Origin of the sequence: Bradyrhizobium sp. 40 (genome assembly GCF_023100925.1) — a bacterium.
GTDB lineage: Bacteria > Pseudomonadota > Alphaproteobacteria > Rhizobiales > Xanthobacteraceae > Bradyrhizobium.
Window position 1 is genome coordinate 1,200,954 of record NZ_CP064688.1, and the last position, 22,548, is coordinate 1,223,501.

The 22,548-nt window shown below is 64.6% G+C and carries 12 protein-coding genes; 4 read left to right on the forward strand and 8 right to left on the reverse strand.

The annotated features are described in order from the left end of the window. Positions 1–71: 71 nt before the first annotated feature. A complete protein-coding gene (locus tag IVB40_RS05665; protein WP_247818309.1) occupies positions 72–956 on the reverse strand; it encodes a Ku protein in 885 nt (294 codons plus the stop codon). Positions 957–1,074: 118 nt separating this feature from the next. On the opposite strand from IVB40_RS05665, the gene ligD reads away from it, so the two are divergent. Beyond that, positions 1,075–3,765: a DNA ligase D gene (gene ligD / locus IVB40_RS05670; protein ID WP_247818310.1), complete on the forward strand. Its 2,691-nt coding sequence runs from the start codon at positions 1,075–1,077 to the stop codon at positions 3,763–3,765. A 103-nt stretch (positions 3,766–3,868) separates the two neighbouring features. On the opposite strand, the gene IVB40_RS05675 is transcribed toward ligD, so the two are convergent. Further along, the gene (locus IVB40_RS05675) at positions 3,869–4,033 is read right to left on the reverse strand and encodes a DUF3309 family protein (RefSeq protein WP_007595743.1); all 165 of its coding nucleotides are present in this window, start codon (positions 4,031–4,033) and stop codon (positions 3,869–3,871) included. Between the two features lie 185 nt (positions 4,034–4,218). Here IVB40_RS05675 and IVB40_RS05680 point away from each other — a divergent pair, with 185 nt between their 5' ends. Beyond that, the gene (locus IVB40_RS05680) at positions 4,219–4,536 is read left to right on the forward strand and encodes a polyhydroxyalkanoic acid system family protein (RefSeq protein ID WP_027570555.1); all 318 of its coding nucleotides are present in this window, start codon (positions 4,219–4,221) and stop codon (positions 4,534–4,536) included. Between the two features lie 3 nt (positions 4,537–4,539). On the opposite strand, the gene treY is transcribed toward IVB40_RS05680, so the two are convergent. Genes treY through IVB40_RS05710 form a run of 6 tightly spaced genes read right to left on the reverse strand, consistent with a single transcriptional unit; the run spans position 4,540 to position 18,540 of the window. Further along, positions 4,540–7,326, reverse strand: coding sequence for a malto-oligosyltrehalose synthase (gene treY, locus IVB40_RS05685; protein ID WP_247818311.1), 2,787 nt, complete (start codon positions 7,324–7,326; stop codon positions 4,540–4,542). A gap of 1 nt (position 7,327) precedes the next feature. Next, entirely contained in the window at positions 7,328–9,079 is a 1,752-nt protein-coding gene (treZ, locus tag IVB40_RS05690; RefSeq protein WP_247818312.1) for a malto-oligosyltrehalose trehalohydrolase, read from the reverse strand. Continuing rightward, complete coding sequence (gene glgX / locus IVB40_RS05695) at positions 9,076–11,154, reverse strand: glycogen debranching protein GlgX (RefSeq protein WP_027570558.1); 2,079 nt, start codon at positions 11,152–11,154, stop codon at positions 9,076–9,078. The genes treZ and glgX overlap by 4 nt, the downstream gene beginning before the upstream one ends. A 3-nt stretch (positions 11,155–11,157) precedes the next feature. Then, positions 11,158–13,296: a 1,4-alpha-glucan branching protein GlgB gene (gene glgB / locus IVB40_RS05700; protein WP_247818313.1), complete on the reverse strand. Its 2,139-nt coding sequence runs from the start codon at positions 13,294–13,296 to the stop codon at positions 11,158–11,160. Further along, positions 13,289–16,582, reverse strand: coding sequence for a maltose alpha-D-glucosyltransferase (treS, locus tag IVB40_RS05705; RefSeq protein WP_247818314.1), 3,294 nt, complete (start codon positions 16,580–16,582; stop codon positions 13,289–13,291). The genes glgB and treS overlap by 8 nt, the downstream gene beginning before the upstream one ends. Positions 16,583–16,593: 11 nt before the next feature. Then, a complete protein-coding gene (locus IVB40_RS05710) occupies positions 16,594–18,540 on the reverse strand; it encodes a maltotransferase domain-containing protein (protein WP_247431094.1) in 1,947 nt (648 codons plus the stop codon). 204 nt (positions 18,541–18,744) lie between these two features. Between IVB40_RS05710 and malQ the strand changes: the two genes are divergently transcribed. Together malQ and IVB40_RS05720 are read left to right on the forward strand one after the other, a co-directional pair. Next, positions 18,745–20,706 (forward strand): 4-alpha-glucanotransferase, encoded by a 1,962-nt coding sequence (malQ, locus tag IVB40_RS05715; RefSeq protein ID WP_247431091.1) that lies wholly within the window; start codon positions 18,745–18,747, stop codon positions 20,704–20,706. A gap of 42 nt (positions 20,707–20,748) precedes the next feature. Continuing rightward, complete coding sequence (locus IVB40_RS05720) at positions 20,749–22,548, forward strand: glycoside hydrolase family 15 protein (RefSeq protein ID WP_247818315.1); 1,800 nt, start codon at positions 20,749–20,751, stop codon at positions 22,546–22,548.

A 22,548-nucleotide genomic window follows, 5' to 3' on the forward strand; every position in this document is an offset into this window, starting at 1 on the left:
CCTGCATGGTTTGAGACGGCGCTTCGCGCCTCCTCACCATGAGGGAAGAGAGCGATGTGCGCGGTGGAGAGCTAACCCGCCTTCCTCTGCCGCGCCGTCGACCGATGCGTCTTCTTCGCGGCCCGCGTTCGCCCCGATGCCCGGCGCGCATGGGACTTCGCCGCCGTCTTCTTCCCGCCGCGTCCCTTCAAGCTCTGCTTCAGCGCATCCATCAGGCTGACGACATTGCTCGGCCGCTCCTGGGGCTCCGGCAGCTCGATCTTTTTGCCGCTGGCCTTGCGCTTCACCAGCGCCTTCAGCGCGTTCTCGTAGTCGTCCTTGAACTTGCTGGGATCGAAATGGGAGGCCTTGGTCTGGAGGATATGGCCGGCGAGCTCAACCATGTCCTTGGTGATCTTCGGGCTCTTGATGTCGTCGAAGAACTGGTCCTCGTCGCGCAGTTCGTAAGGGAAGCGCAGCGTGGTGCCGAGCAGGCCCTTGCCGAGCGGCTCGATCGCGATGATGTGCTCGCGATTGGTGAGTACGATCTTGGCGAGCGCGACGCGATCCTGGTCCTTCATGGCGTCGCGGATCACGGCGAAAGCATCGACCGCGGCCTTGCCGTCGGGCGCGATATAGTAGGGATGGTTGAGATAGCGCTGGTCGATCTCGTCGCTCGGCACGAAACTCTCGATGGCGATGGTGTGGTTGCTCTCGATCTGGACCGCTTCGAGCTCCTCCGGCTCGATCTCGACATATTTGCCCTTACGCAGCTCGTAGCCGCGTCCCTTCTGGTCGCTCTCGACGACGTCGCCGGTCTCGGCGTCGATCATCTGCTGCTTCAACCGGTTGCCGGTCTCGCGGTTGATCATGTGAAACCGCGTCTTCTCGGCCGCGGTGGTCGCCGGATAAAGCACGACGGGGCAACTGACCAGCGAGAGCTTCAACGTTCCCTTCCAATAGGCGCGCGGTGCCATTCCGTTCTCCAGCGTCTGCGAGTCATTTTGGAACCCCAACCGTCCCGCGGGGTTTTGGTTCCGGGTGGGATGCGGGCCGTGATAGGCTTCCACGCCGAAAGAGAATCCGGGACCAGTCGTGCTGCAAAAGCTCTCCAAGTACCGACAGAAACGTGATTTCGAGAAGACGCCGGAGCCGTCGGGCAAAACCGCGGTGGCGCCATCGAAGCAGCGGCGCTACGTGATCCAGAAGCACGACGCTTCGCGGCTGCACTACGATCTGCGGCTCGAGTTCGACGGCGTCTTCAAGTCCTGGGCGGTGACGAAAGGGCCCTCGCTCGATCCGCACGACAAGCGGCTGGCCGTCGAGGTCGAAGACCACCCGCTCGACTATGGTGATTTCGAGGGCACGATTCCGGAGGGCCAGTACGGCGGCGGCACGGTCATGCTGTGGGACCGCGGCACTTGGGAATCCGAAGATCCCGAACGCGGTTTCAAGAAGGGCGATCTGAAGTTCACCCTGCATGGCGAGAAGCTGCACGGCAGTTGGGTCCTGGTGCGCATGCGCAACGACCGTACCGGCGGCAAACGGACCAATTGGCTCCTGATCAAGCATCGCGACGAACATGTTCGCGAGGGCGCAGACAACGACATTCTCGAGGAGGACAAATCGGTCGCCTCCGGCCGTGCGATGGAGCAGATCGCCGGAGGCAAGGGGCGCGCGCCAAAACCGTTCATGCTGGCGAAGGGCACCAAGGCCAAGGCCGACGCGGTCTGGCAGTCCAACCGGGCGGACGAGGCGAAAGAGCGCACGGTGAAGCCGGCGCCCCGCGCGGCGCTGAAAACCGGCAAAACGGCAAAGAAGAAAGCCACGACCGCCACGAGCGCGAAGAAGGCCGCGGAGATGCCGGACTTCGTCGCGCCGCAGCTCTGCACCTCGGTCGAGCGCCCGCCGGGTGGCGACGGCTGGTGCCACGAGATCAAGTTCGACGGCTACCGCGTGCAGCTGCGGGTCGAGGGCGGCAAGGCGACGTTGAAGACGCGCAAAGGCCTCGACTGGACCGAAAAATTCGCAAGCATCGCGAAGGAAGCGGGCGCGTTGCTGGATATGATGGTCGACGGCGAGATCGTCGCGCTCGATCACAACGGAGCACCCAATTTTTCGTCACTCCAGGCCGCTCTGTCGGACGGCAAGACCGACGAGCTCATCTTCTTCGCCTTCGACCTCCTGTTCGTCGAAGGCCTCGATTTGCGGCGGCTACCGCTCGGGGAGCGCAAGGGCCGCCTCAAGGAGCTCCTGGAGGCACGTAAGAAGAAATCGAGCCAGATTCGCTATGTCGAGCATTTCGAAAGCGGCGGCGACGCCGTGCTGCAATCGGCCTGCAAGCTCGAGCTCGAGGGGGTGGTGTCGAAGAAGCTTGACGCGCCTTATCGTTCGGGGCGGACGGAAAGCTGGACCAAGGCCAAATGCCGCGCCGGCCATGAGGTCGTGATCGGCGGTTACAAGACCACCAACGGCAAATTCCGTTCGCTGATGGCCGGCGTGCACCGCGGTGATCATCTCGCCTTCGTCGGCATGGTCGGCACCGGCTTCGGCGCCGACAAGGTCAAGCGCATCATGCCGTCCCTGAAGGCCATGGAGGCGAAGCAAAGCCCGTTCGGCGGCAAGAACGCACCGAAAAAGACGCGCGAGGTGCACTGGCTGAAGCCGGAGCTCGTGGCGGAGATCGAGTTCGCCGGCTTCACCGCCGACGGCAATATCCGCCAGGCCGCCTTCAAGGGGCTGCGGCAGGACAAGCCGGCGGTGGAGGTCGAGGCCGAGACACCGGTGGATACCGAGCTTGCCGAGCCCACGACGAAGCGGCGCGCCAAGCCGCGCGCGCAAGCGAAGACTGGCGCACGAACGGCCCAGGCTGGCGGCAGTGCCGAAGTGATGGGAGTCGTCATCTCCAAGCCGGACAAGCAGCTCTGGCCGGACGACGGCAATGGCGATCCCGTCACCAAGCTGGATCTCGCGCGCTATCTCGAAGCCGTCGGCGAATGGATGATCCTGCACCTGAAGGGCCGGCCGTGCTCGCTGATCCGCGCGCCCGACGGCATCAAGGGCGAATGCTTCTTCCAGCGCCATGCCATGCAGGGCACCTCGAACCTTCTTGAGCTCGCGCGGGTCTCCGGCGACCGCAAGCCTTACCTGCAGATCGATCGGGTCGAGGGGCTCGCGGCCGTAGCACAGATTGGTGGCGTCGAGCTGCATCCCTGGAATTGCGCGCCCTACGCCTACGATACCCCGGGCCGGCTGGTGTTCGATCTCGACCCGGCGCCCGACGTCGTCTTCGCCGAGGTCGTCGAGGCCGCCAAGGAGATGCGGCAGCGGCTGACCGACATCGGCATGGAAAGCTTCTGCAAGACCACCGGCGGCAAGGGCCTGCACGTCGTGGTGCCCTTGCGTCACGGCGCGCGCGACCAGGTGAGCTGGAAGGAGGCGAAGGCCTTCGCACAAGGCGTCTGCCAGTGGATGGCGGACGACGCTCCCGAGCGCTACCTGCTCAACATGTCGAAGAAGTTGCGAGAGGGAAAGATCTTCCTGGACTATTTACGCAACGACCGCATGTCGACGGCGGTGGCCCCTCTGTCGCCGCGTGCGCGCGCCGGCGCCACCGTGTCGATGCCGCTCACCTGGGCGCAGGTGAAGACCGATCTCGATCCGAAGCGCTACACGCTGCGCAGCGTGCCGGGGCTGCTGCCGCGGTCGAAGGCGTGGGACGGTTATGACGATGCCGCCGCGTCGATCAAGGCCGCGATCAAGAAGCTCGCCGGGAAAACGAAGTAGGGTGGGCAAAGCGAAGCGTGCCCACCATCCTCTCTCGGCCGAGCAAAAAGGTGGGCACGGCGCGTTGCGCCTTTGCCCACCCTACTAGATATTCGCTCGGTCGCTAGATCCGTCCCAGCAGCAACAGGATCAGCAAGATCACGATGACTAGCCCGAGGCCGCCGCCGCCGTAATAGCCGGTGCCGTAGAACGGGCCGCCGCCGATGCCGCTGAAGCCGCCGAGCAGCGCGATGACCAAAATGATCAGAATGATCGTACCGATAGACATGCGGAAATCTCCTCCAGCCCTTCGTTGAAGGGTCGTTTGCAACCTGTCCCGTGGTGCGAGGGCAACTTGCCGCAGGTTCTAAAGTTCCGCCAATGAAACACCGGGTGCACGCGCAACTTGCATGGAACCTTTGTGGTACCGGCGTGCATGACTATGTGAGGTTCAATCACTAACCGGGCAGAGCCATGTCAGCACCGCTTGTCGTCTCCATTCCCCACCGCCTCGGCCGCGAGGAGGCGGTGCGCCGGCTCAAGACTGGGCTCGGCCGTGCTGCGGCGAGCATTCCCGTGATGCAGGTCGAAGAGGAGCGCTGGAACGGCGACAGCATGAATTTTCGCATCCGCGCGCTCGGGCAGATCGCAACGGGGCAGGTCGACGTCGCCGACGATCACGTCAAGGTGCAGGTCGTGCTGCCCTGGCTATTGCAGCGCTTTGCCGAGATGGCGCAGGCCACGATCCGCAAGCGTGGCCAGCTGCTGTTGGGCAAAGACGCGAAAAGTTAGCGTTCAAGCGCGGGCGCGCTGCCGCACCGGCTTCGCCGCACCCGCGGGGCGCGCCGGGATCACAGAAGCGGGAAAACCGCGAAGCGCCTGCGCGAGCGGCAGATCGTTGCCGGCCAAACCCGGCACGTTGTAGCCCGTGACGTCGATGGTGGCGTCGGCCCCATCGAGCGCCGGCCATTCGCGTCCGGCTTGCGTGAAAGGTGCGAAGTGGCGCCCGACCGCGACGATCACTGCAGCGCGGCCGTGGCGGCGGGCAAAGGCCACGACATGGTCGGCATGTGCGCCCCGCACCTGAAGCGGCTGGTAGTCACCTCGCGCGAAGACGTCGGGCAGCTCGTTGCGCAGCTTGAGCAGGTGCCGCGTCCAGGCCAGCTTGAGCTGGCCGTCCGGCCAGCTCTTGATCAGATGATTCCAATCCGGATTGTCCAGCGTGCCCAGCGACGCGTGTCGCGCGGAGAAATCCACCGGACGCCGGTTGTCGGGATCGACCAGCGACAGGTCCCAGAATTCGGTGCCCTGATAGAAATCGGGCACGCCCGGCAGCGTCGCCTTGAGCGTGAGCTGGCTCAGCGCATTCAGCGCGCCGAGCAGCGCGACGCGGCGTGCAAGGGTTTGCAGCGCCTCCAGGAATTCGCCTGACAGCGCGGGATCGAGGATCTTCGCGATGAAGCTCTTGACGCCGTTCTCATAGGCCTCGTGCGGGTTGAGCCAGCTCGTCTCCTCCTTGCCCTCGCGCGCGGCCTTGAGCGCATAGGCCTGGATACGCGCGACGAAACCGGCATCTGCCGTCTCCACAAGCGGCCAGGCGCCGAGCAGGGTCTGGTAGAGCATGTATTCGAACGTGGCCGACGGAGCGCGCAGATTGCCGTCGAGCGCGAGGTGCGGTGCGTTCAGGACTTTCCAGCGCGCGACCGCGCTGGTCCATTCGCCGGGAGTTTCACTTAAGGCGGCGATCCGCGCCCGGGCGTCCTCGCCACGTTTGGTGTCGTGCGTGGCGGTCGCCGTCATCCCTTGCGGCCATTCCCTGGCGCGGGCCTGCATGGTGTCGTGGAAAGCGGAAATGGTCAGGCCCTTGCTCGCGGGATCGCCGCCGACTTCGTTCAGGGCGAGCAGCCGGTGGAATTGATAGAAGGCGGTGTCCTCCAGCGATTTCGCCATCATCGGCCCGGTGAATTGCTGCACCTTCAGCGCAAAGCGGCGCACCCGCGGCGGGCTGTGAGGGGGACGGCCAGGCTTGAGCAGGTCCATGGTGAGCGCGTCGCGCAGGAAGTCGAAAATGCCTTCGTCTGCGGCAAACCATTCCCGGCGCGCTTGCTCGATGGTGTCGTCGATCAGCTTGCGATCGTTCGCGGTTGGCGCGCCTGTCGTCAAATAGGTGCGGTACACCGGGAAATGCAGCACGTAGAGCTCGAGCGCCTGCCGCAGGCTGTCGGCGGAAAAGTCGCGGGTCGAGTAGTGCCCGTTGGCGATGCGCGCAAGCAGGCGCGTCAGAACGGTGAATTCGCTGGTCAGCAGCGTCTCCAGCACGCGCCTTTTGGCGTCCTTGACGTAAGGCGCCAGCCGTGGCGGCCGGTTGCTGATCTGCCGCCAGGTCTCGTCGAGGGCCTGCAGCCCCTTGGCGTCGACCAGAACGTGGGTGATGGCATTCATCCACTCATAGCCGGTGGTGCCCTGGACGCCGGCGAAATGCGGCAGGCGCTCGTGCTCGCACAGGATCTTCTCGATCACCGTATAGAACGGTTTTGTGGTGCCCTGCGCGTCACGCACCAGCCGGCGCAGCCGCTGGCAATATTGCGCGGGATCGCGCAGCCCGTCGATATGATCAAGCCGGATGCCTTGCAGTTTGCCTTCGGCAATGAGTTGCTTCACCAGCCGGTGCGTGGCGGCGAACGTGCCGGGATCCTCGACGCGCATGCCGGCGAGCCCGTTGACGTCGAAGAAGCGGCGATAGTTGATGTCGCTGGAGGCAAGCCGCCAGTGCCCGAGCTTGTAGTGCTGGCGCTCCAGCAAATGATGCAGCGCCAGCGTCTGCGCGGGGCGGTCCTTGGCGGCGCGATACGCGCCGAGGCCGCGCGCGATGATGTCGGCGCTGCCTGCGATCTCCCTGAGCTCCGCCTTGAAGCCGGGCGCTTCCTTGCGGTTGGGACGGCGCAGTCCCGTGTAGCGCGCCGCGAGCGACAGCATGCGCTTGCCGGCCTCGATCTCGGCGGCGTCGGCTTCCTTCACGATCATCCGCAGCATCTCGCCATAACGCTCCGGCGCGATCGGCAATCGATGCTCGAAATACCAGGCGGAGAAACTACCTTCATTGGCATCGTAGCGCAGCTCGATATCGCCACTCTCGAGCGCTTCGCCATAGGACGCTCCGAGGATCGGCAGCAGCACGCCGCCACGGGCGCGGAAAGCCAGTTGATCCCAGTCGATATCGAAGGAGACGGCGTGCGGCGAGGCCTGGCCCCATTCCAGCACGTCCAGCCACCAGGGATTGTCGGCAAAGTGGACGCCGACATGGTTCGGTACGAAATCAATGATGAGGCCGAGGTCGTGTCGCGTCAGCGCTTCGCTCAGCCGGGCGAAGCCGGCCTCGCCGCCGAGCTCCGGATTGAACTGGCTGTGGTCGACGGTGTCATAGCCGTGCGTCGAGCCCTTGCGGGCCTTCATCACCGGCGAGGTGTAGAGATGCGTGATTCCCAGCGCCTTCAGATAGGGCACCACCGCGGCGGCCTTGTCGAAGTCGAAATCCGCGGTGAGCTGAAGCCGGTAGGTTGCGAGAGGAACGGCTGAAGGCATGTCAAACTCCGAGGCGCCAGACCACCGACCAGGGCGCAAGCCGGTCGCCGGTCGCGCCGCCCCAGATCAGGGTCCCCACACCGCCGGAATATGCGGCGTCCTTGTCGGCGAGATTGGCTACGAGGCGCAACGTCGCGCCATCTCCCATGTGCCAATGTGCGGTGAGCAGGCCGCTATCGGCTACGGCGGCATCACCGAAGCGCGCACCTTTCAGTCGTGGCGCGATCTCTTTGTGACGGAGTGCGAGCAGCTCCCGCACCAGCGCGAGACGTGCATCCTGCTCCGGCGTGTGGCCGGTCCAGTCGAGCACGGCCGATTGCAGCGTTGCCGGATCGAGCGGGTCGGGCACCTCGTCGCCATACCTCTCATAGGTCCAGGCATACTCCTGCTTGCGCCCCTTGCGGACGGCATCAGCCAGTCCGCCCTGGAAGTCGCAGAAGAACGGGAAGGGCACGGTGGAGCCCCACTCCTCGCCCTGAAACAGCATCGGCACCATCGGCGCGAGCAGGGTCACCGCGAGTGCTGCTTCGATCTGCTTGGGCGATGCCAGGCTTTCGAGCCGGTCGCCGAGCGGCCGGTTGCCGATCTGGTCGTGGTTTTGCAGGAAGTTGACGAAGGTTGCCGGCGGCAGCTCATCGCTTTTCTCGCCGCGCGGCTGCTTGCCCCAGAATTCCGAGATCTCGCCCTGATAGACGAAGCCGGAGGCGAGCGCGCGTGCGAGATCGAGCCGCGGCGTTTGATAGTCCGCGTAATAGCCGGCGAGCTCTCCCGTCAGCATCACGTGCCAGACGTGGTGGTAGTCGTCGTTCCACTGGGCGCGATATTTGCCGTTCGGTGGCTCCTGCGCCGCGTCGAGCAGGCTCGCGCGGTTGTCGCCGTTCTCCAGCACGAGATGGATGTGCCGCCCCGTCGCCTTGGCAAGCTCGCCCGCGGCGACGCTGAGGTCCTGCAGCATCGATTGCTCGCCGGGGATCGCCATGATGTGGTTGGCGGCATCCAGCCTCAGGCCGTCGAAGCGATAGTCGCTGAGCCACGACAGCGCGTTCTCGACGGCAAAAGCGCGAACCTGCGGCACGCGATAATCGATCGCACTGCCCCACGGCGTATGCGCGTCGGTGAAGAAGGTCGGCGCGTAGCGGCCGAGGTAATTTCCCTCGGGCCCGAAATGATTATAGACGACGTCGAGGAACATCATCAGCCCGCGCAGATGGGCTTCGTCGATCAGCCTCTTCAAATCATCGGGAGGACCATAGGCGCTGTCGGGCGCGTACCACAGCACGCCATCATAACCCCAGCCGCGGCGACCCGCGAAGTCGGCCAGCGGCATCAGCTCGACCACGGTGATGCCGGTCGCGACGAGATGATCGAGCTTGTCGATCATGGCGCGATAGGTGCCTTCCGCAGTGAAGGTGCCGACATGCGTCTCGATCAGCACCGTCTCCTCCCAGGGACGGCCGCGCCAATCGGATGCGCGCCAGGCAAAGGCGTCGTGATCGATCACCTCGCTCGGGCCGAACACGTCGTCGGGCTGGAATGCAGACGCCGGATCGGGCACGTCGATCTCGTCGTCGATCCTGAATTTGTAGGTGCTGCCGACGGGCAGATTGGCAATCTCGGCGACATACCAGCCATCCTGCCGGCGCTGCATCGCGTGTCGTCTGTCGAGCAGCAGATCGACACGGCGCGCCGCAGGCGCCCACAGCCGGAACGACACGCCGTCCTTCGTCGGCCTCGCCCCGAAGGATGGCCTCATAGCGCCCCCGCGAAAGCGAGCACGGAGCGCGGCGGCGCCTTGCTGTCGCTTCCGGGCTGGAAGTCGACCGTGTTCAGCTTGGCGTCGGTCGTGTTCAGGATTTGCTGCCAACTCTTGTATTCGGTCATTTTTGGCAATTTGAATGCGATCTCTTCGGGGGCTGCGTTGAGTACGATAAAGATCGCGGCGCTGCCGGGTTCCATAGGCCCCATCACATAGGAGAGGAACCGCCCTTCCGGGAATTTCCAGTCGCTTTCCGTCATTTCGTCGCCGGCCGGCGTCAGCCACAGCGCGCCGTAGGAGATGCCGTCCTTGGGGCGGCCGTCGAGCCAGCGATGGCTGCGAAGCTGCGAGAACCGACGGCGGATATCGGCGAGCTCGGCGACGAAATCGACCATGTCGTCGCCGTCGTTGCCGAGATTGTCCCAGCCGACCCAGCCAACCTCGTTGTCCTGGCAATAGGCGTTGTTGTTGCCTGATTGCGAATTCCCGACCTCGTCGCCGGCGAGGATCAGCGGAATGCCCTGCGCCAGCATGAGGCAGGCCAGCACGTTCTTGCGAAGCTGCCGGCGCAAGCTGACGATTTGGGGATCGTCGGTCGGGCCCTCGACACCGCAATTGTTGCTGTGGTTGTCGTTGGAGCCGTCGCGATTGTCCTCGCCATTGGCCTCGTTGTGCTTCTCGTTGTAGCTGAAGAGATCGGCGAGGGTGAAACCGTCATGCACGGTGATGTGGTTGACGCTGGCGCGCGGCCGCCGTCCGTCGTGGTTGAACAGGTCGGAGGACGCCGTCATGCGGCTGGAGATGTCGCCGATCAGGCTGCCTTCGCCGCTCCAGTAGCGGCGCATGGCGCTGCGGTAGCGGTCGTTCCACTCCGACCATTGCGAGGGAAATGCGCCGACCTGGTAGCCGCCGAGGCCGAGGTCCCAGGGTTCGGCGACGAGCTTGACGCTCGCCAGCACCGGGTCCTGGCGGATCGCGGTCAGGAACGAGCTGCCGCGATCATAACCGTTCGGCCCGCGCGCCAGCGTGGTGGCGAGGTCGAAACGGAAGCCGTCGACGTGGCAGACCTCGACCCAGTAGCGCAGGGAATCCATCACCATCTGCAGCACGCGCGGGTGGGTGAGGTTCACCGACGAGCCGCAGCCGGTGAAGTCGTCGTAGTAGCGCGGGTTCTCGCGGTTCAGCCAGTAATAGGAGGCGTTGTCGATGCCGCGATAGCACAGCGTCGGACCGAGGTGATTGCCCTCGGCGGTGTGGTTGTAGACGACGTCGAGCATCACCTCGATACCGGCATCGTGCAGGCGCGCGACGGTGGTGCGGAAGGAATCGAGGGCGTTGTCCTGGGCGTAGCGCTGCTCGGGCGCAAAGAAGGACAAGGTGTTGTAGCCCCAGTAATTGACGAGCTTCTTCTCCACCAGGATGCGGTCGTCGACGAAGCTGTGCACCGGCAGAAGCTCCACGGTGGTGACGCCGAGCTTCTTCAGGTGCTCGATCATCGCCGGCGAGGACAGGCCGCCATAGGTGCCGCGCAAATTCGGCGGCACGTCGTCGCGCTTCTGTGTCAGTCCCTTGACGTGGGCCTCGTAGATGATGGTGTCTTCCCAGGGAATGTTGGGCCGGATCTCGCGGCGGCCCCAGTTGAAGGTCTCGTCGACGACGACGGCCTTCGGCATGCCGCGCGCGTTGTCGCGCCGGTCGAACGACAGGTCCTCGCGCGGGCTTCCGGTGCGATAGGCGAAATGCGCGTCGCTCCAGACCAGCCGCCCGGAAAGCCGCTTGGCATAGGGGTCGAGCAGCAGCTTGTTGGCGTTGAAGCGGTGGCCGTGCTCGGGCTCGTAGGGGCCATGCACGCGGTAGCCGTAGAGCTGGCCGGGCGAGACGTCATTGAGATAGCCGTGCCAGACATCCTCGGTGCGCTCCGGCAGCTCGACGCGCTCGAGCTCGCGGCGGCCCTGCATGTCGAAGAGGCACAGCTCGACCTTCTGCGCGTTGGCGGAGAACAGCGCGAAATTGGTACCGCGTCCGTCCCAGCTTGCGCCGAGGCGTGCAGGCGATCCAGCAGTCAGGCGCATCGTTCAGCTTTCCGGAACGAGGAAGATCGCGGCGAGCGGCGGAATGGTGAGGCGGAGCTCGCCATTGACGGCGTGGACTTCGCCGATGTTGCCGACATTGCTGCCGCCGTAATGGGCGGAGTCCGAGTTGAACACTTCCTTCCACTTGCCGCCGAGCGGCGCACGAACCCGGTAGTTGCGATAGACGTTGGGTGAGAAGTTGACGATCACCATGCACCGGGCGTGCTCGTCAAATCCCTTGCGCAGCCATGCAAACACGTTGCGGTTGGCATCGTCGGTGATCAGCCATTCGAAGCCGGCCTGCTCGCAGTCCATCTGGTGCAGCGCGGGCACCGCGCGATAGAGCCGGTTGAGATCGCGGATCAGCGCCTGGATGCCTGAATGAGGCTTGTACTCGAGCAAGTGCCAATCGAGCGACTGGTCGTGATTCCATTCGCGGCTTTGCGCGATCTCGGCGCCCATGAACAGCAGCTTCTTGCCGGGATGGCCGAACATGAAGCTGTAATAAGCGCGCAAATTCGCGAAGCGCTGCCATTCGTCGCCGGGCATGCGTCCGAGGATCGAGCGCTTGCCGTGCACCACCTCGTCATGCGACAGCGGCAGGACGAAGTTCTCCGAGAAGGCGTAGTGCAGGCCGAACAGGATGTCGCCGTGATGATGCTTGCGGTGGATCGGGTCCTTGCTGATGTAGTTCAGCGTGTCGTGCATCCAGCCCATGTTCCACTTATAGCCGAAGCCGAGCCCGCCGAATTCGACCGGACGCGAGACCTGCGGCCAGGCGGTGGACTCCTCGGCGGCCGTGGTCGCCTGCGGGAAGCGCGCGAACAATTCGGTGTTGAAGCGGCGCAGGAACGCGATCGCCTCGATGTTCTCCCGGCCGCCATGCTGGTTCGGAATCCACGCGCCGGGCGGACGGCTGTAGTCGAGGTAGAGCATGGACGCGACCGCATCGACGCGCAGTCCGTCGATCGCGTAGCGCTCGAGCCAGAACAGCGCGTTCGACACCAGGAAGTTCGTTACTTCGGTGCGGCCGTAATTGTAGATCAGCGTGCCCCAATCGAGGTGACGGCCCTGGAGCGGATTAGCGTGTTCGTACAGCGCTGTGCCGTCAAAGCTGCCGAGCCCGTGCGAATCGTCCGGGAAGTGGCCGGGCACCCAGTCGAGCAGCGCGCCGACGCCCTCGCGGTGGCAGGCATCGACCAGCGCGGCAAAATCCTCCGGCGTGCCGAAGCGGCTGGTCGGCGCATACAGCCCGGTCGGCTGATAGCCCCACGAGCCGTCGAAAGGATGCTCGCTCACGGGGAGGAATTCGAGATGGGTGAAGCCCATGTCGCGGGCGTAGGCCGGCAGCTGCTCGGCCAGCTCGCGATAGGTCAGCCATTCATTGCCGTTCTTGCGCCGCCATGAGCCGAGATGGACCTCGTAGATCGACATCGGCGCAGATAATGCGTTGATGCCGTCGGGCGCCGGTCGCGGCCGGGGCAGATGCGCCTCGTCGAACACGATGGAGGCGGTCTTCGGCCGCACCTCGCTTGCAAAGGCCATCGGATCGGACTTCAGCGGGAGCAGATGGCCATGCGGTCCGATAATTTCGAACTTGTAGTGGTCGCCGGCCTTGGCGTGCGGGATGAACAATTCCCAATAGCCAGCGCCGCGCACCCGCATCGGATGGCGCCGCCCGTCCCAGAAGTTGAAGTCGCCGACCACGGAGACGCGCCGGGCGTTGGGCGCCAGCACCACGAAGCCGATGCCATCGATGCCTTCGAGCCGCATGGGATGCGCGCCGAGCTTGTCGTAAAGGCGCTGGTGGGTGCCTTCGCCGAGCAGATAGAGGTCGAAATCGGTCAGGATCGGTGGAAAGCGATAGGTGTCCTCGAATTCGATGACGTTGTCGCCGAACTTCGCGCGAAGCTGGTAGTGCTTCGCGCCGTTCGGCAGAGCCCCGATGAACAGGCCGGAATCATGAACGCGATCTAGCTTCGCCACCTCGCCGTGCTCGCCCACCGCCTCGACGTTGGAGGCATCAGGAAGAAACGCGCGCACCACGCTCTTGTCGCCCTCGGGATGCAGCCCGAGATAGTGGAACGGATCGGAGTGGCGACCCTCGATGATCGCATAGGCCTCGGCAGGGAGTTTAGGCATGGGCTTCGCTCTCGATAGTGGACAGAATGCGAAGCAGTCCTGACAGCGGCGCATGGAGCCCCTCAGGCCGGTGGGACAGCTCGTACTCTACTTCCTCAAACGCTTGATCAAGCAGGAAAAACCTTAACAGGCCTGCCGCGGATTGCGGATCTTCCGGCCAGAGCCGTCGATCGGTCATGGCTTCGCGGTAGGCGGTGAGGAACGTCGCGGTGGTGCGCTCGCGCCATTCGTCCAGCGCAGCCGTAAGCCGGCCCTGTTCGTCGGAAGCACCGGTGAGCGCGCGGTGGAGCGCCGCGTTAACCGAAAGATCAATCGAGCGGATCAGGCCGGCAACGTCGCGCGCCGCAGGCAGCTTGCGCCGCTTGTCGGCCAGCGGCAAACGCGGATCTCCATCGAAGTCGATGATGAAGATATCGTCCTTCACGATCAGAGTTTGCCCGAGGCGGAAGTCGCCATGATGACGGATGTTCAACCCGCCGATCTCGGAAGGCAACAGCGCGTCGAGCCGGCCGGACAGGGACGCGCGCACGGCGGCGAGCTGATTGATCAGCGGCCGATCTGCCTCCCGCAGGCCGTTGGTGCTGGCGGCCAGCCGCTCGAAAACCCGCTCGGCCCGTGCCTTGAGCTCCGATGACCAGCGCTTGATTTGTGCGGAGCCAATCGGCTCCGGCGCGAGATCGCCTGGCTTTGCGGCGGCCAGAGCCACATGCAGCTCGGCGAGCCGCCGGCCGATCTGCGTAATGAAGTGCAGATAGGGCGCCTGCTCCTGGGTCTCGCGGGGCATCTCGCCCGGTGGCAGCACCCGCTGCTCGTCGATATAGCGGTCGAGATAGCCCGCGGTGACGCCCCAGCCGTCGCCCTGGTTCTCGACATAGGCGTGCAGCACGCCGACTGCGCTGCGACGGTCGTCTTCAACCAGCTCGACGCTGCCGAGCAGTGCCGGCGTATTGGCAAAGCGGGCGATTTCGGTGAGGTAGGAGCCGATCTCGATCTCGGGATTGATGCCGGCTTCGAGCTGGCGATAGATCTTGGCGACATACTGGTTGTCGACCAGCGCGGTGCTGTTCGACTGCTCGATCGCGCGGATGCGTTCGGGCTCCTTGATGGTGTACTCGGCAAACCGGCTGGTCGCCTTGAACTCCAGCCGCAGATTGTTTTCTTCCACCACCAGGTTCTGCGACAGGTTGCGCAGGAACAGCCCGATGAAGATCTGCTCCGTTGCCACATCCAGCAGCGTCCCTTCGCGGGCGCCCTGACGCACGGCGGCGAGCGCTCTGGGATTGAAGCGTTCGCGGTCGAAGCGCACCCATTCGATCTGCATCGGCAGCACGTAGCGCGTGGTGACGTCGCCCTGCGCCACCTCGAAGAACGCGATCCAGGGCCTGTTGTCGCCGATGTCGCAGAACGGCACCGCCGAGGTCAGCGTCGGCTTGATCTGCTTGGGATTGTGCTCTGGATACCAGCGCGTGCGCGACAGGAATCCCGGCAGCACCTCATGCTCGAACACGCCGCGCTCGCGCGCCAGCGACACCCAGGTCGAGTTCACCGGCACCACCAGCGTCTCGAATTCCGGCACAGCGCGCGGCGTCACCGGCTCGGACTTGTCGCGCTCGGTGAGCTGGAACCAGTAGAAGCCATAGGGTCCCAGCGTGACCATGTAGGGCAGTTCGCCGATCGCCGGAAAACGCGTGCGGCCGAGCATCTCCTGCGGGATGCGGTCTTTCCAGGGCGACAGATCGAGCTCGGTCGCCTGGGCCGCGCGCGACAGATTGGCGACGCAGAGGATCACCTCGTCGCGGTACTGCCGGACATAGGCCAGCACGGCCCGGTTGGCCGGGCGGATGAAGGTCATGGTGCCGCGGCCGAAGGCGAGCGTCGATTTACGCACCGAGATCAGGCGCTTGGTCGCGCTGAGCAGCGAGGATAGGCTGCGCGACTGTGCCTCCACGTTCACCGATTCGTAGCCGTAGACCGGATCCATGATCAGCGGCGCGTAGAGGCGGGCTGGGTCACAGCGCGAGAAGCCGCCATTGCGGTCCGGGCTCCACTGCATCGGCGTGCGCACGCCGTTGCGGTCGCCGAGATAGATGTTGTCGCCCATCCCGATCTCGTCGCCGTAATAGATGATCGGCGTTCCCGGGAAGGACAGCAGCAGCGAGTTCATCAGCTCGATCTTGCGCCGGTCGTTGTCCATCAGCGGCGCGAGGCGCCGGCGGATGCCGACATTGATGCGGGCGCGCGGATCGTTGGCGTAGGTGGTCCACAGGTAGTCGCGCTCGACGTCGGTCACCATCTCCAGCGTCAGCTCGTCATGGTTGCGCAGGAACAGCGCCCATTGGCAGCTCGCCGGAATGTCCGGCGTCTGGCGCAGGATGTCGGTGATGGGGAAGCGGTCCTCCTGCGCGATCGCCATGTAGATGCGCGGCATCAGCGGGAAGTGATAGGCCATGTGGCACTCGTCGCCGCGGCCGAAATATTCCTGCACGTCCTCCGGCCATTGATTGGCTTCGGCCAGCAGCAGCTTGCCCTTGGAGTAGGAATCCAGCTCATGGCGCAGCCGCTTGATGATGGCATGCGTCTCGGGGAGGTTCTCGTTCGAGGTACCTTCGCGCTCGCAGAGATAGGGAATGGCGTCCAGACGGAAGCCGTCGACGCCGGCATCGAGCCAGCGCTTCATCACCTGGATCAGGGCGCTGACGACGCGCGGATTGTCGAAATTGAGATCCGGCTGGTGCGAGAAGAAGCGGTGCCAATAGAACGCGCCGGCCTCGTGATCCCAGGTCCAGTTCGACTTCTCGGTGTCGGTGAAGATGATGCGGGTGCCCTGGTATTTCTGGTCGGTGTCGCTCCAGACATACCAGTTGCGGGCGCTCGAGCCCGGAGGGCTGCGGCGCGCGCGCTTGAACCAATTGTGCTGGTCCGAGGTGTGGTTGACGACGAGCTCGGTGATGACGCGCAGCCCGCGTTTCTGCGCTTCCTGGATGAAGCGCTTGAAATCCTTCATCGTCCCGAAATCGGGATTGACCGCGCCGTAGTCGGCGATGTCGTAGCCGTCGTCACGGCCGGGCGAAGGATAGAACGGCAGCAGCCACAGCGCGGTGACGCCGAGCTCCTGGAGATAAGGCAGCTTCTCGGTCAGCCCTGCGAAATCGCCGATGCCGTCATGATTGCTATCGGCAAACGCCTTGACGTGAAGCTGATAGATGATGGCGTCCTTGTACCAGAGTTCATCCACGATCTCGGCAGCCTCGGCTTTCTTGGTGTCGACGGAAGACAATACGTTCATGGCGTGCGCCCTTACGCCAGGCAGCGGAACAGCAGCGCCGGATCGCGGTCGGGATCGATACGCAACCTGATCCCGCCCCATTCGATGCGGGCCTGTTCGCCGGTGAGGAGGTTTTCGAGTGCCGACACGTGGTGTCGCTGCCCGCCGGCGTCAACCGTGATGTCGCCGAGCGGCAACCAGAATTCGCGTACGTGGCGCGAGAGCGCAACCACGGCCACGACGATGTTGGCCGGGTCGGTCGCTTCCTTGACGAAGGCGATCGTCTCGTCGTCTTCGATGCCGAGGAAGCGCAGGTTCGCCGCCTGCTGAAGCGCAGCATTTTCGTTGCGGATGCGATTGAGCTCCGTGATGTACGTCTTGATATTGCCGGGCTTGTCCCAGTCGCGCTGCTTGATCTGGTATTTCTCGGAGTCGAGATACTCCTCGCGGCCGGGGATCGCGTCGTGCTCTAGCAACTCGAACCCGCTGTAGACGCCGTAATTGCCGGACAACGTCGCGGCCAGCGCGACGCGCGATTTGAACGCCCAGGTCTCGCCGCCCTGCAGATGATAGGGCAGCAGGTCGGGCGTGCTCACGAACAGGTTCGGCCGATAGAAGTCACGTTCGGGATAGCGCGTCAGCTCGCCGAGATATTGCTCCAGCTCCCACTTCGCCGTTCGCCAAGGGAAATAGCTGAAGGATTGTGCAAAGCCGAGCTTGGCGAGGCCCTTCATCAGCTTCGGGCGGGCATACGTCTTGGAGAACAGGATTACCTCGGGATGCCGGCGGCGGATGTCACGGATGAGCCATTCCCAGAAGGCGAGCGGCGCGGTGTCGTGATTGTCGATGGCGAAGATGGTGACGCCGTGGTCGATCCAGAACAGCATGGCGTCGCGAAATGCGTTCCACAGTCCAGCCCGGTCGACGGACGTGAAATCGGGGATGACGATGTCGGAATAGGGGCCCTCAGCCGTCCGCACCGAGCGGTCCGGGCGCCATTTGAACCATTCCGGATGCTGTGTCAGCCACGGGTGGTCCGGCGAGCATTGCACGGCGAAGTCGAGCGCGAGCTCGAGCCCGTATTCCAGGCAGGTCGCGACCAGCGCGCGAAAATCCTCGATCGTGCCGAGTTCGGGATGCAGCGCGTCGTGCCCGCCTTCGATGGCGCCGATCGCATAAGGCGAGCCGGGATCGCCTTCAGTCGCCACCGGCGTGTTGTTGCGGCCCTTGCGCCGGGTGCGGCCAATGGGATGAATGGGCGTGAAGTAGAGCACGTCAAAGCCCATCGCGGCGATGTCGGGCACGCGCGCGATGCAGTCGCGGAGCGTGCCATGCTGTCCTGACACCACGCTCTGACTGCGCGGCATCATCTGATACCAGGCGCCGAAGCGTGCCTTGTCGCGGTCGACGAACAGTGGGAATAGAGCCGAGCGCGTCAGGTCAGGCCGCGACTGGCTCTCGGCCATGGCTGCGCCGAGCTCGGTTGCCAGCAGCGGGGCAACGTCGCCGGTCTGAAGATAGTCCTCGCATTGCCTGACGATGACGGCGGCGGCGTCCTGCTGCGCGCCATGCGCCTTGGTCAGAAGGCCGGCGCCCTCGATCGCATCGAGCGTGACGTCGGCACCGGAGCGTTGCTTGCGCGCGACCCCGTGCGACCAAGTGGCGAATTCGTCGGTCCAGGCTTCGATCGCATAGACATATTTGCCGGGCTCGACGGGTGTGAACGCGCCGGACCACCGGTCATTGCCGTGATGGATCATCGGCTCGCTCTGCCATTCGCGGTCCTGTTCTTGTCGCCAGATCAGCGCTGCGCCGATCACGGCGTCGCCGTCGCGGTAGATGTCGGCCCAGACCTCGACCGGTTCGCGCGCGATCCGCTTCACGGCGAAGCGCCCGCCGTCGATCAGGGGATAGACGTCTTCGATGAGGAAAGTGCTGCCGGCTGCGGCACTCTCGACAGTTTGAATTGTCTTGTTCACGGTGATGCCATTGACAAGAAAGCAGGAGCCCGTTTCCCTTGCCGGGAACCTACGCTTGATACCTATATAGAAAGCCGCTTGTGTGTCATTGGTTCCCTGGGGAACGGCAGGCGCGGTTTGCGAGTTAACCCAGACTAACCTCTTCCGTGACCTCGTTAAAATCAATTCCCCCGGCCAGAGAATGGCTTGCAAGCTGCGTGCCGAATGGATCTTTTAGCTCAAGCCCGGATCAAGGGCGTTCAATCCGAATTCGTCGATGCCCTCGGAAAGCTGCGGGTCACCGATCCCGTGGCCCTCAAATCCATCCTCGACGCCCTACCCGAGAAGCGGGTTTACCGCTTCGTCAGCGGGCCAGTGGTGGTGCGCGCCTTGGGACAACCGCGCACCGAATTGGTGACGATCGGTGCGCCGCCGCTCAAATGGAAGATGACCGGCAACGGCAATTTGATCGCGCAAGGTGAGACGCGCGAGCCCGTGATTGCCTGGCCCGCCGGCCTGCCGCTCGGCTATCACCGCCTGACGCTGACCGATGCCGAAGGCGTGATCGAAGAGGTGCCGATGATCGTGGCGCCGGAGCGGGCCTTCGGCGGCGATTTCGACCGCGGCTGGCTGCTTGCCGTGCAGCTCTACAGCGTCCGCTCGGAGCGCAATTGGGGCATCGGTGATTTCACCGACCTCGCCGGTCTCGTCCGGCTCGCCAAGCAGTTGGGAGCCGACGGCGTCGGGCTTAATCCCCTGCACGTGCTGTTCGACGACCATCCGGCCGATTGCAGCCCCTATTCGCCGAACAGCCGGCTGTTTCTCAATCCGCTCTATATCGACGTCGAGGCGATCCCGGAATTTTCCCCCGACCTCGTCCCCGACGCCGCCGCGACCGCCGCGCGGCTCCGCCAAGGTGATCGTGTGCCCTATCCGGACATGGCGGCCTTGAAATGGTTGGCCTTGCGTGCCGCCTTCGACAGCTTCGTGAAAACCGCGAGCGGCGTCCGCCGCAATCAGTTCGACGCTTTCCGCGCGGCTCGCGCGCCGCTGTTGTCCCGTTTTGCCTGCTTCGAGGTGCTCCGTCATCGCTTCGCGGCGCCGTGGTGGGAATGGCCGATGGAATGGCAGCAGCCGGACGAGACAAAATGCGCCGAGCTGCGCAGCGGGCCCGACAAGCACGAGGTCGAGTTCGTCGAATTCGTGCAATGGACCGCCGATAGCCAATTGCATGCCGCCAAGGAGCTGGCCGGCCAGCTCGGCATGCGGGTCGGGCTTTATCTCGACGTTGCTGTCGGCGTGCAGTCGAACGGCTTCGATGCCTGGAATGAGCAGGGTGCGATCTCCCGTCATCTGGCGGTCGGCGCGCCGCCGGACGTGCTCAACACCATCGGCCAGGATTGGGGCCTCGCCGGCTTCAACGCCGGCGGCCTGGAGGCGCAGTCGTTCGTGCCGTTCGCCGATATGCTCGCGGCTTCGATGCGCCATTCTGGGGCCATCCGTCTCGATCACGTGCTGGGCCTGAAGCGGCTGTATCTGGTGCCGCGCGGCTTCAAGCCCGACAATGGCGCCTATGTGCAGATGCCGTTCGAGGCGCTGCTGGCGACCGTGGCGCGCGAGAGCGCGGCCCATAAGTGCATCGTCATCGGCGAGGACCTCGGCACGGTGCCGGAAGGTTTTCGCGAGACCATGCAGGATTTCGGCATCTGGTCCTACCTCGTCATGATGTTCGAGCGCGACGATGCCGGTCACTTCCGGCCCGTCGATCACTACCGGCCCAACGCGCTGGTGACGCTGAACACCCATGATTTGTCGACCTATGCCGGCTGGCGCTCATTCAGCGATCTCAAGATGAAGCGCTCGCTCGGGCTCGATCCCGGCGAGAACGATCAGGCCCGCTGGGATGCGCTCGGCCTGCTCGACGAGATCCTGCGTGCCAACGGCATCCGTGCCAATGATGTCTATTCGGTGCTCGCCTTCCTGTCGCGCACGCCCTCGCGGCTGCTTGCGGTGTCGCTGGAGGATCTGCTCGGCGTGATCGACCAGCCCAACATTCCCGGCACGATCGACGAGCATCCGAACTGGCGCCAGCGCCTGCCCGTGACGCTCGACAAGATCCCCTCGAAAGTCGATCTCGCAGCTTTGAAGGCCGCGACGCGGGAACGCTCGTTGCCCGGCGGGCGTTGATCGCCGGGGTCTCCGGACGTCGTTTTCGAGGCTCGCACGACATTGTCTCAGAAAATCGAGGACTATGCGCTGATCGGCGACTGCGAGACCGCGGCGCTGGTCGGCCGCAACGGCTCGATCGACTGGCTGTGCTGGCCGGCCTTCGATTCCGATGCCTGCTTTGCCGCGCTCCTCGGCACGCACAAGAACGGCCGCTGGCTGATCGCGCCGGGCGAGGACGCCACCGCGACGTCGCGCCGCTATCTCGGCGACACCCTCATCCTCGAAACGCGCTTCGAGACGAAGAGCGGCACCGTTGCGCTGATCGACTTCATGCCGCCGCGCGGCAAGGCCTCCGACATCGTGCGGCTGGTCCGCGGAGTCAGCGGCACGGTCAAGATGCGGATGGAGCTCGTCATCCGCTTCGGCTTCGGAGTCGACATCCCGTGGGTGCGGCGGATCGACCATTCCCTGCTGGCGGTCGCCGGGCAGGACATGACCGTGCTGCGGACGCCGGCGCAGACCCGCGGCGAGGATCTGACCACGGTTTCCGATTTCGAAGTGAAGGCCGGCGAGACCGTGCCGTTCGTGCTGACCTACGGCCCCTCGCATCTCGAGCCACCCCCGCCGATCGACCCGGAGCTCGCGCTTCAGGAGACGGAAAAATTCTGGCAGGACTGGTGCAGCCACTGCAATCGCGATGGCGACTATCGCGACCTGATCGTGCGCTCGCTGATCACACTCAAGGCGCTGACCTTCGGTCCGACCGGCGGCATCGTCGCGGCGCCGACCACCTCGTTGCCGGAGAAGCTTGGCGGCGCCAGGAATTGGGACTACCGCTTCTGCTGGCTGCGTGACGCCACCTTCACGCTGCTGGCGCTGATGAACTCGGGTTACACCGAGGAAGCCTCGGCTTGGCACAATTGGCTGTTGCGTGCGGCGGCAGGCTCACCGTCGAACATGCAGATCATGTACGGCATCTGGGGGCAGCGGCGGCTGCTGGAATGGGAAGCCGGTTGGCTCGACGGCTACGAGGGCGCGCAGCCGGTGCGCGTCGGCAATGCCGCGCATGCGCAGCTCCAGCTCGACGTCTACGGCGAACTGATCGACGCCTTCCACCAATCGCGGATGGCCAAGCTCAAGCTCGATGACGAGAGCTGGGCGCTGGAATGCGCCGTGCTCAAGCACCTCGCCGAAGTCTGGGACCAGCCTGATCATGGCATCTGGGAGCGGCGCGGAGAGCCGAAGCACTACGTCTTCTCCAAGGTGATGACCTGGGTCGCCTTCGACCGCGGCATCAAGAGCGCCGAGACCTTCGACTTCAAGGCGCCCCTGCTGCACTGGCGCACCTTGCGCGACGCCATTCATCGCGACGTCTGCAACAGGGGCTTCGACGTGGAGGAGAATGCCTTCGTGGAGTCCTACGGCTCGAAGCTGCTCGATGCCAGCGTGCTGCTGCTGCCGGCCGTCGGCTTCCTGGAAGCGTCGGATCCGCGCATTCGCGGCACCCTCGCGGCGGTCGAAAACCACATGCTGCGCGATGGCTTCGTGCTGCGGCACGATCCCCGCGAGCTGCCTGCGGGGCAACCGCCGCTCGAAGGCGCCTTCCTCGCCTGCAGCCTGTGGCTGGCCGATGCCCATGTGCTGGCGGGCGATCTCGACAAGGCGCAGATCCTGTTCGATCGCGTGGTCGGTATCGCGAATGATGTCGGGCTGCTGGCCGAGGAATATGATTCAGGCGCCAAGCGTCAGACCGGCAATTTCCCGCAGGCGCTGACGCATATCGCGCTGGTCAACACCGCGCATAATCTGTCGGCGGCAAGGCAGGGCAGCGAGAAGCCCGCGATGCAGCGGTCGAAGTAG

Bases quoted from the DNA above. Each gene is read 5' to 3' on its own strand.
- glgB (WP_247818313.1), bottom strand. From the start codon at position 13,296: ATGCCTAAACTCCCTGCCGAGGCCTATGCGATCATCGAGGGTCGCCAC.
- treS (WP_247818314.1), bottom strand. From the start codon at position 16,582: ATGAACGTATTGTCTTCCGTCGACACCAAGAAAGCCGAGGCTGCCGAG.
- malQ (WP_247431091.1), top strand. From the start codon at position 18,745: ATGGATCTTTTAGCTCAAGCCCGGATCAAGGGCGTTCAATCCGAATTC.
- glgX (WP_027570558.1), bottom strand. From the start codon at position 11,154: ATGCGCCTGACTGCTGGATCGCCTGCACGCCTCGGCGCAAGCTGGGAC.
- treZ (WP_247818312.1), bottom strand. From the start codon at position 9,079: ATGAGGCCATCCTTCGGGGCGAGGCCGACGAAGGACGGCGTGTCGTTC.
- IVB40_RS05680 (WP_027570555.1), top strand. From the start codon at position 4,219: ATGTCAGCACCGCTTGTCGTCTCCATTCCCCACCGCCTCGGCCGCGAG.
- IVB40_RS05675 (WP_007595743.1), bottom strand. From the start codon at position 4,033: ATGTCTATCGGTACGATCATTCTGATCATTTTGGTCATCGCGCTGCTC.
- IVB40_RS05665 (WP_247818309.1), bottom strand. From the start codon at position 956: ATGGCACCGCGCGCCTATTGGAAGGGAACGTTGAAGCTCTCGCTGGTC.
- treY (WP_247818311.1), bottom strand. From the start codon at position 7,326: ATGCCTTCAGCCGTTCCTCTCGCAACCTACCGGCTTCAGCTCACCGCG.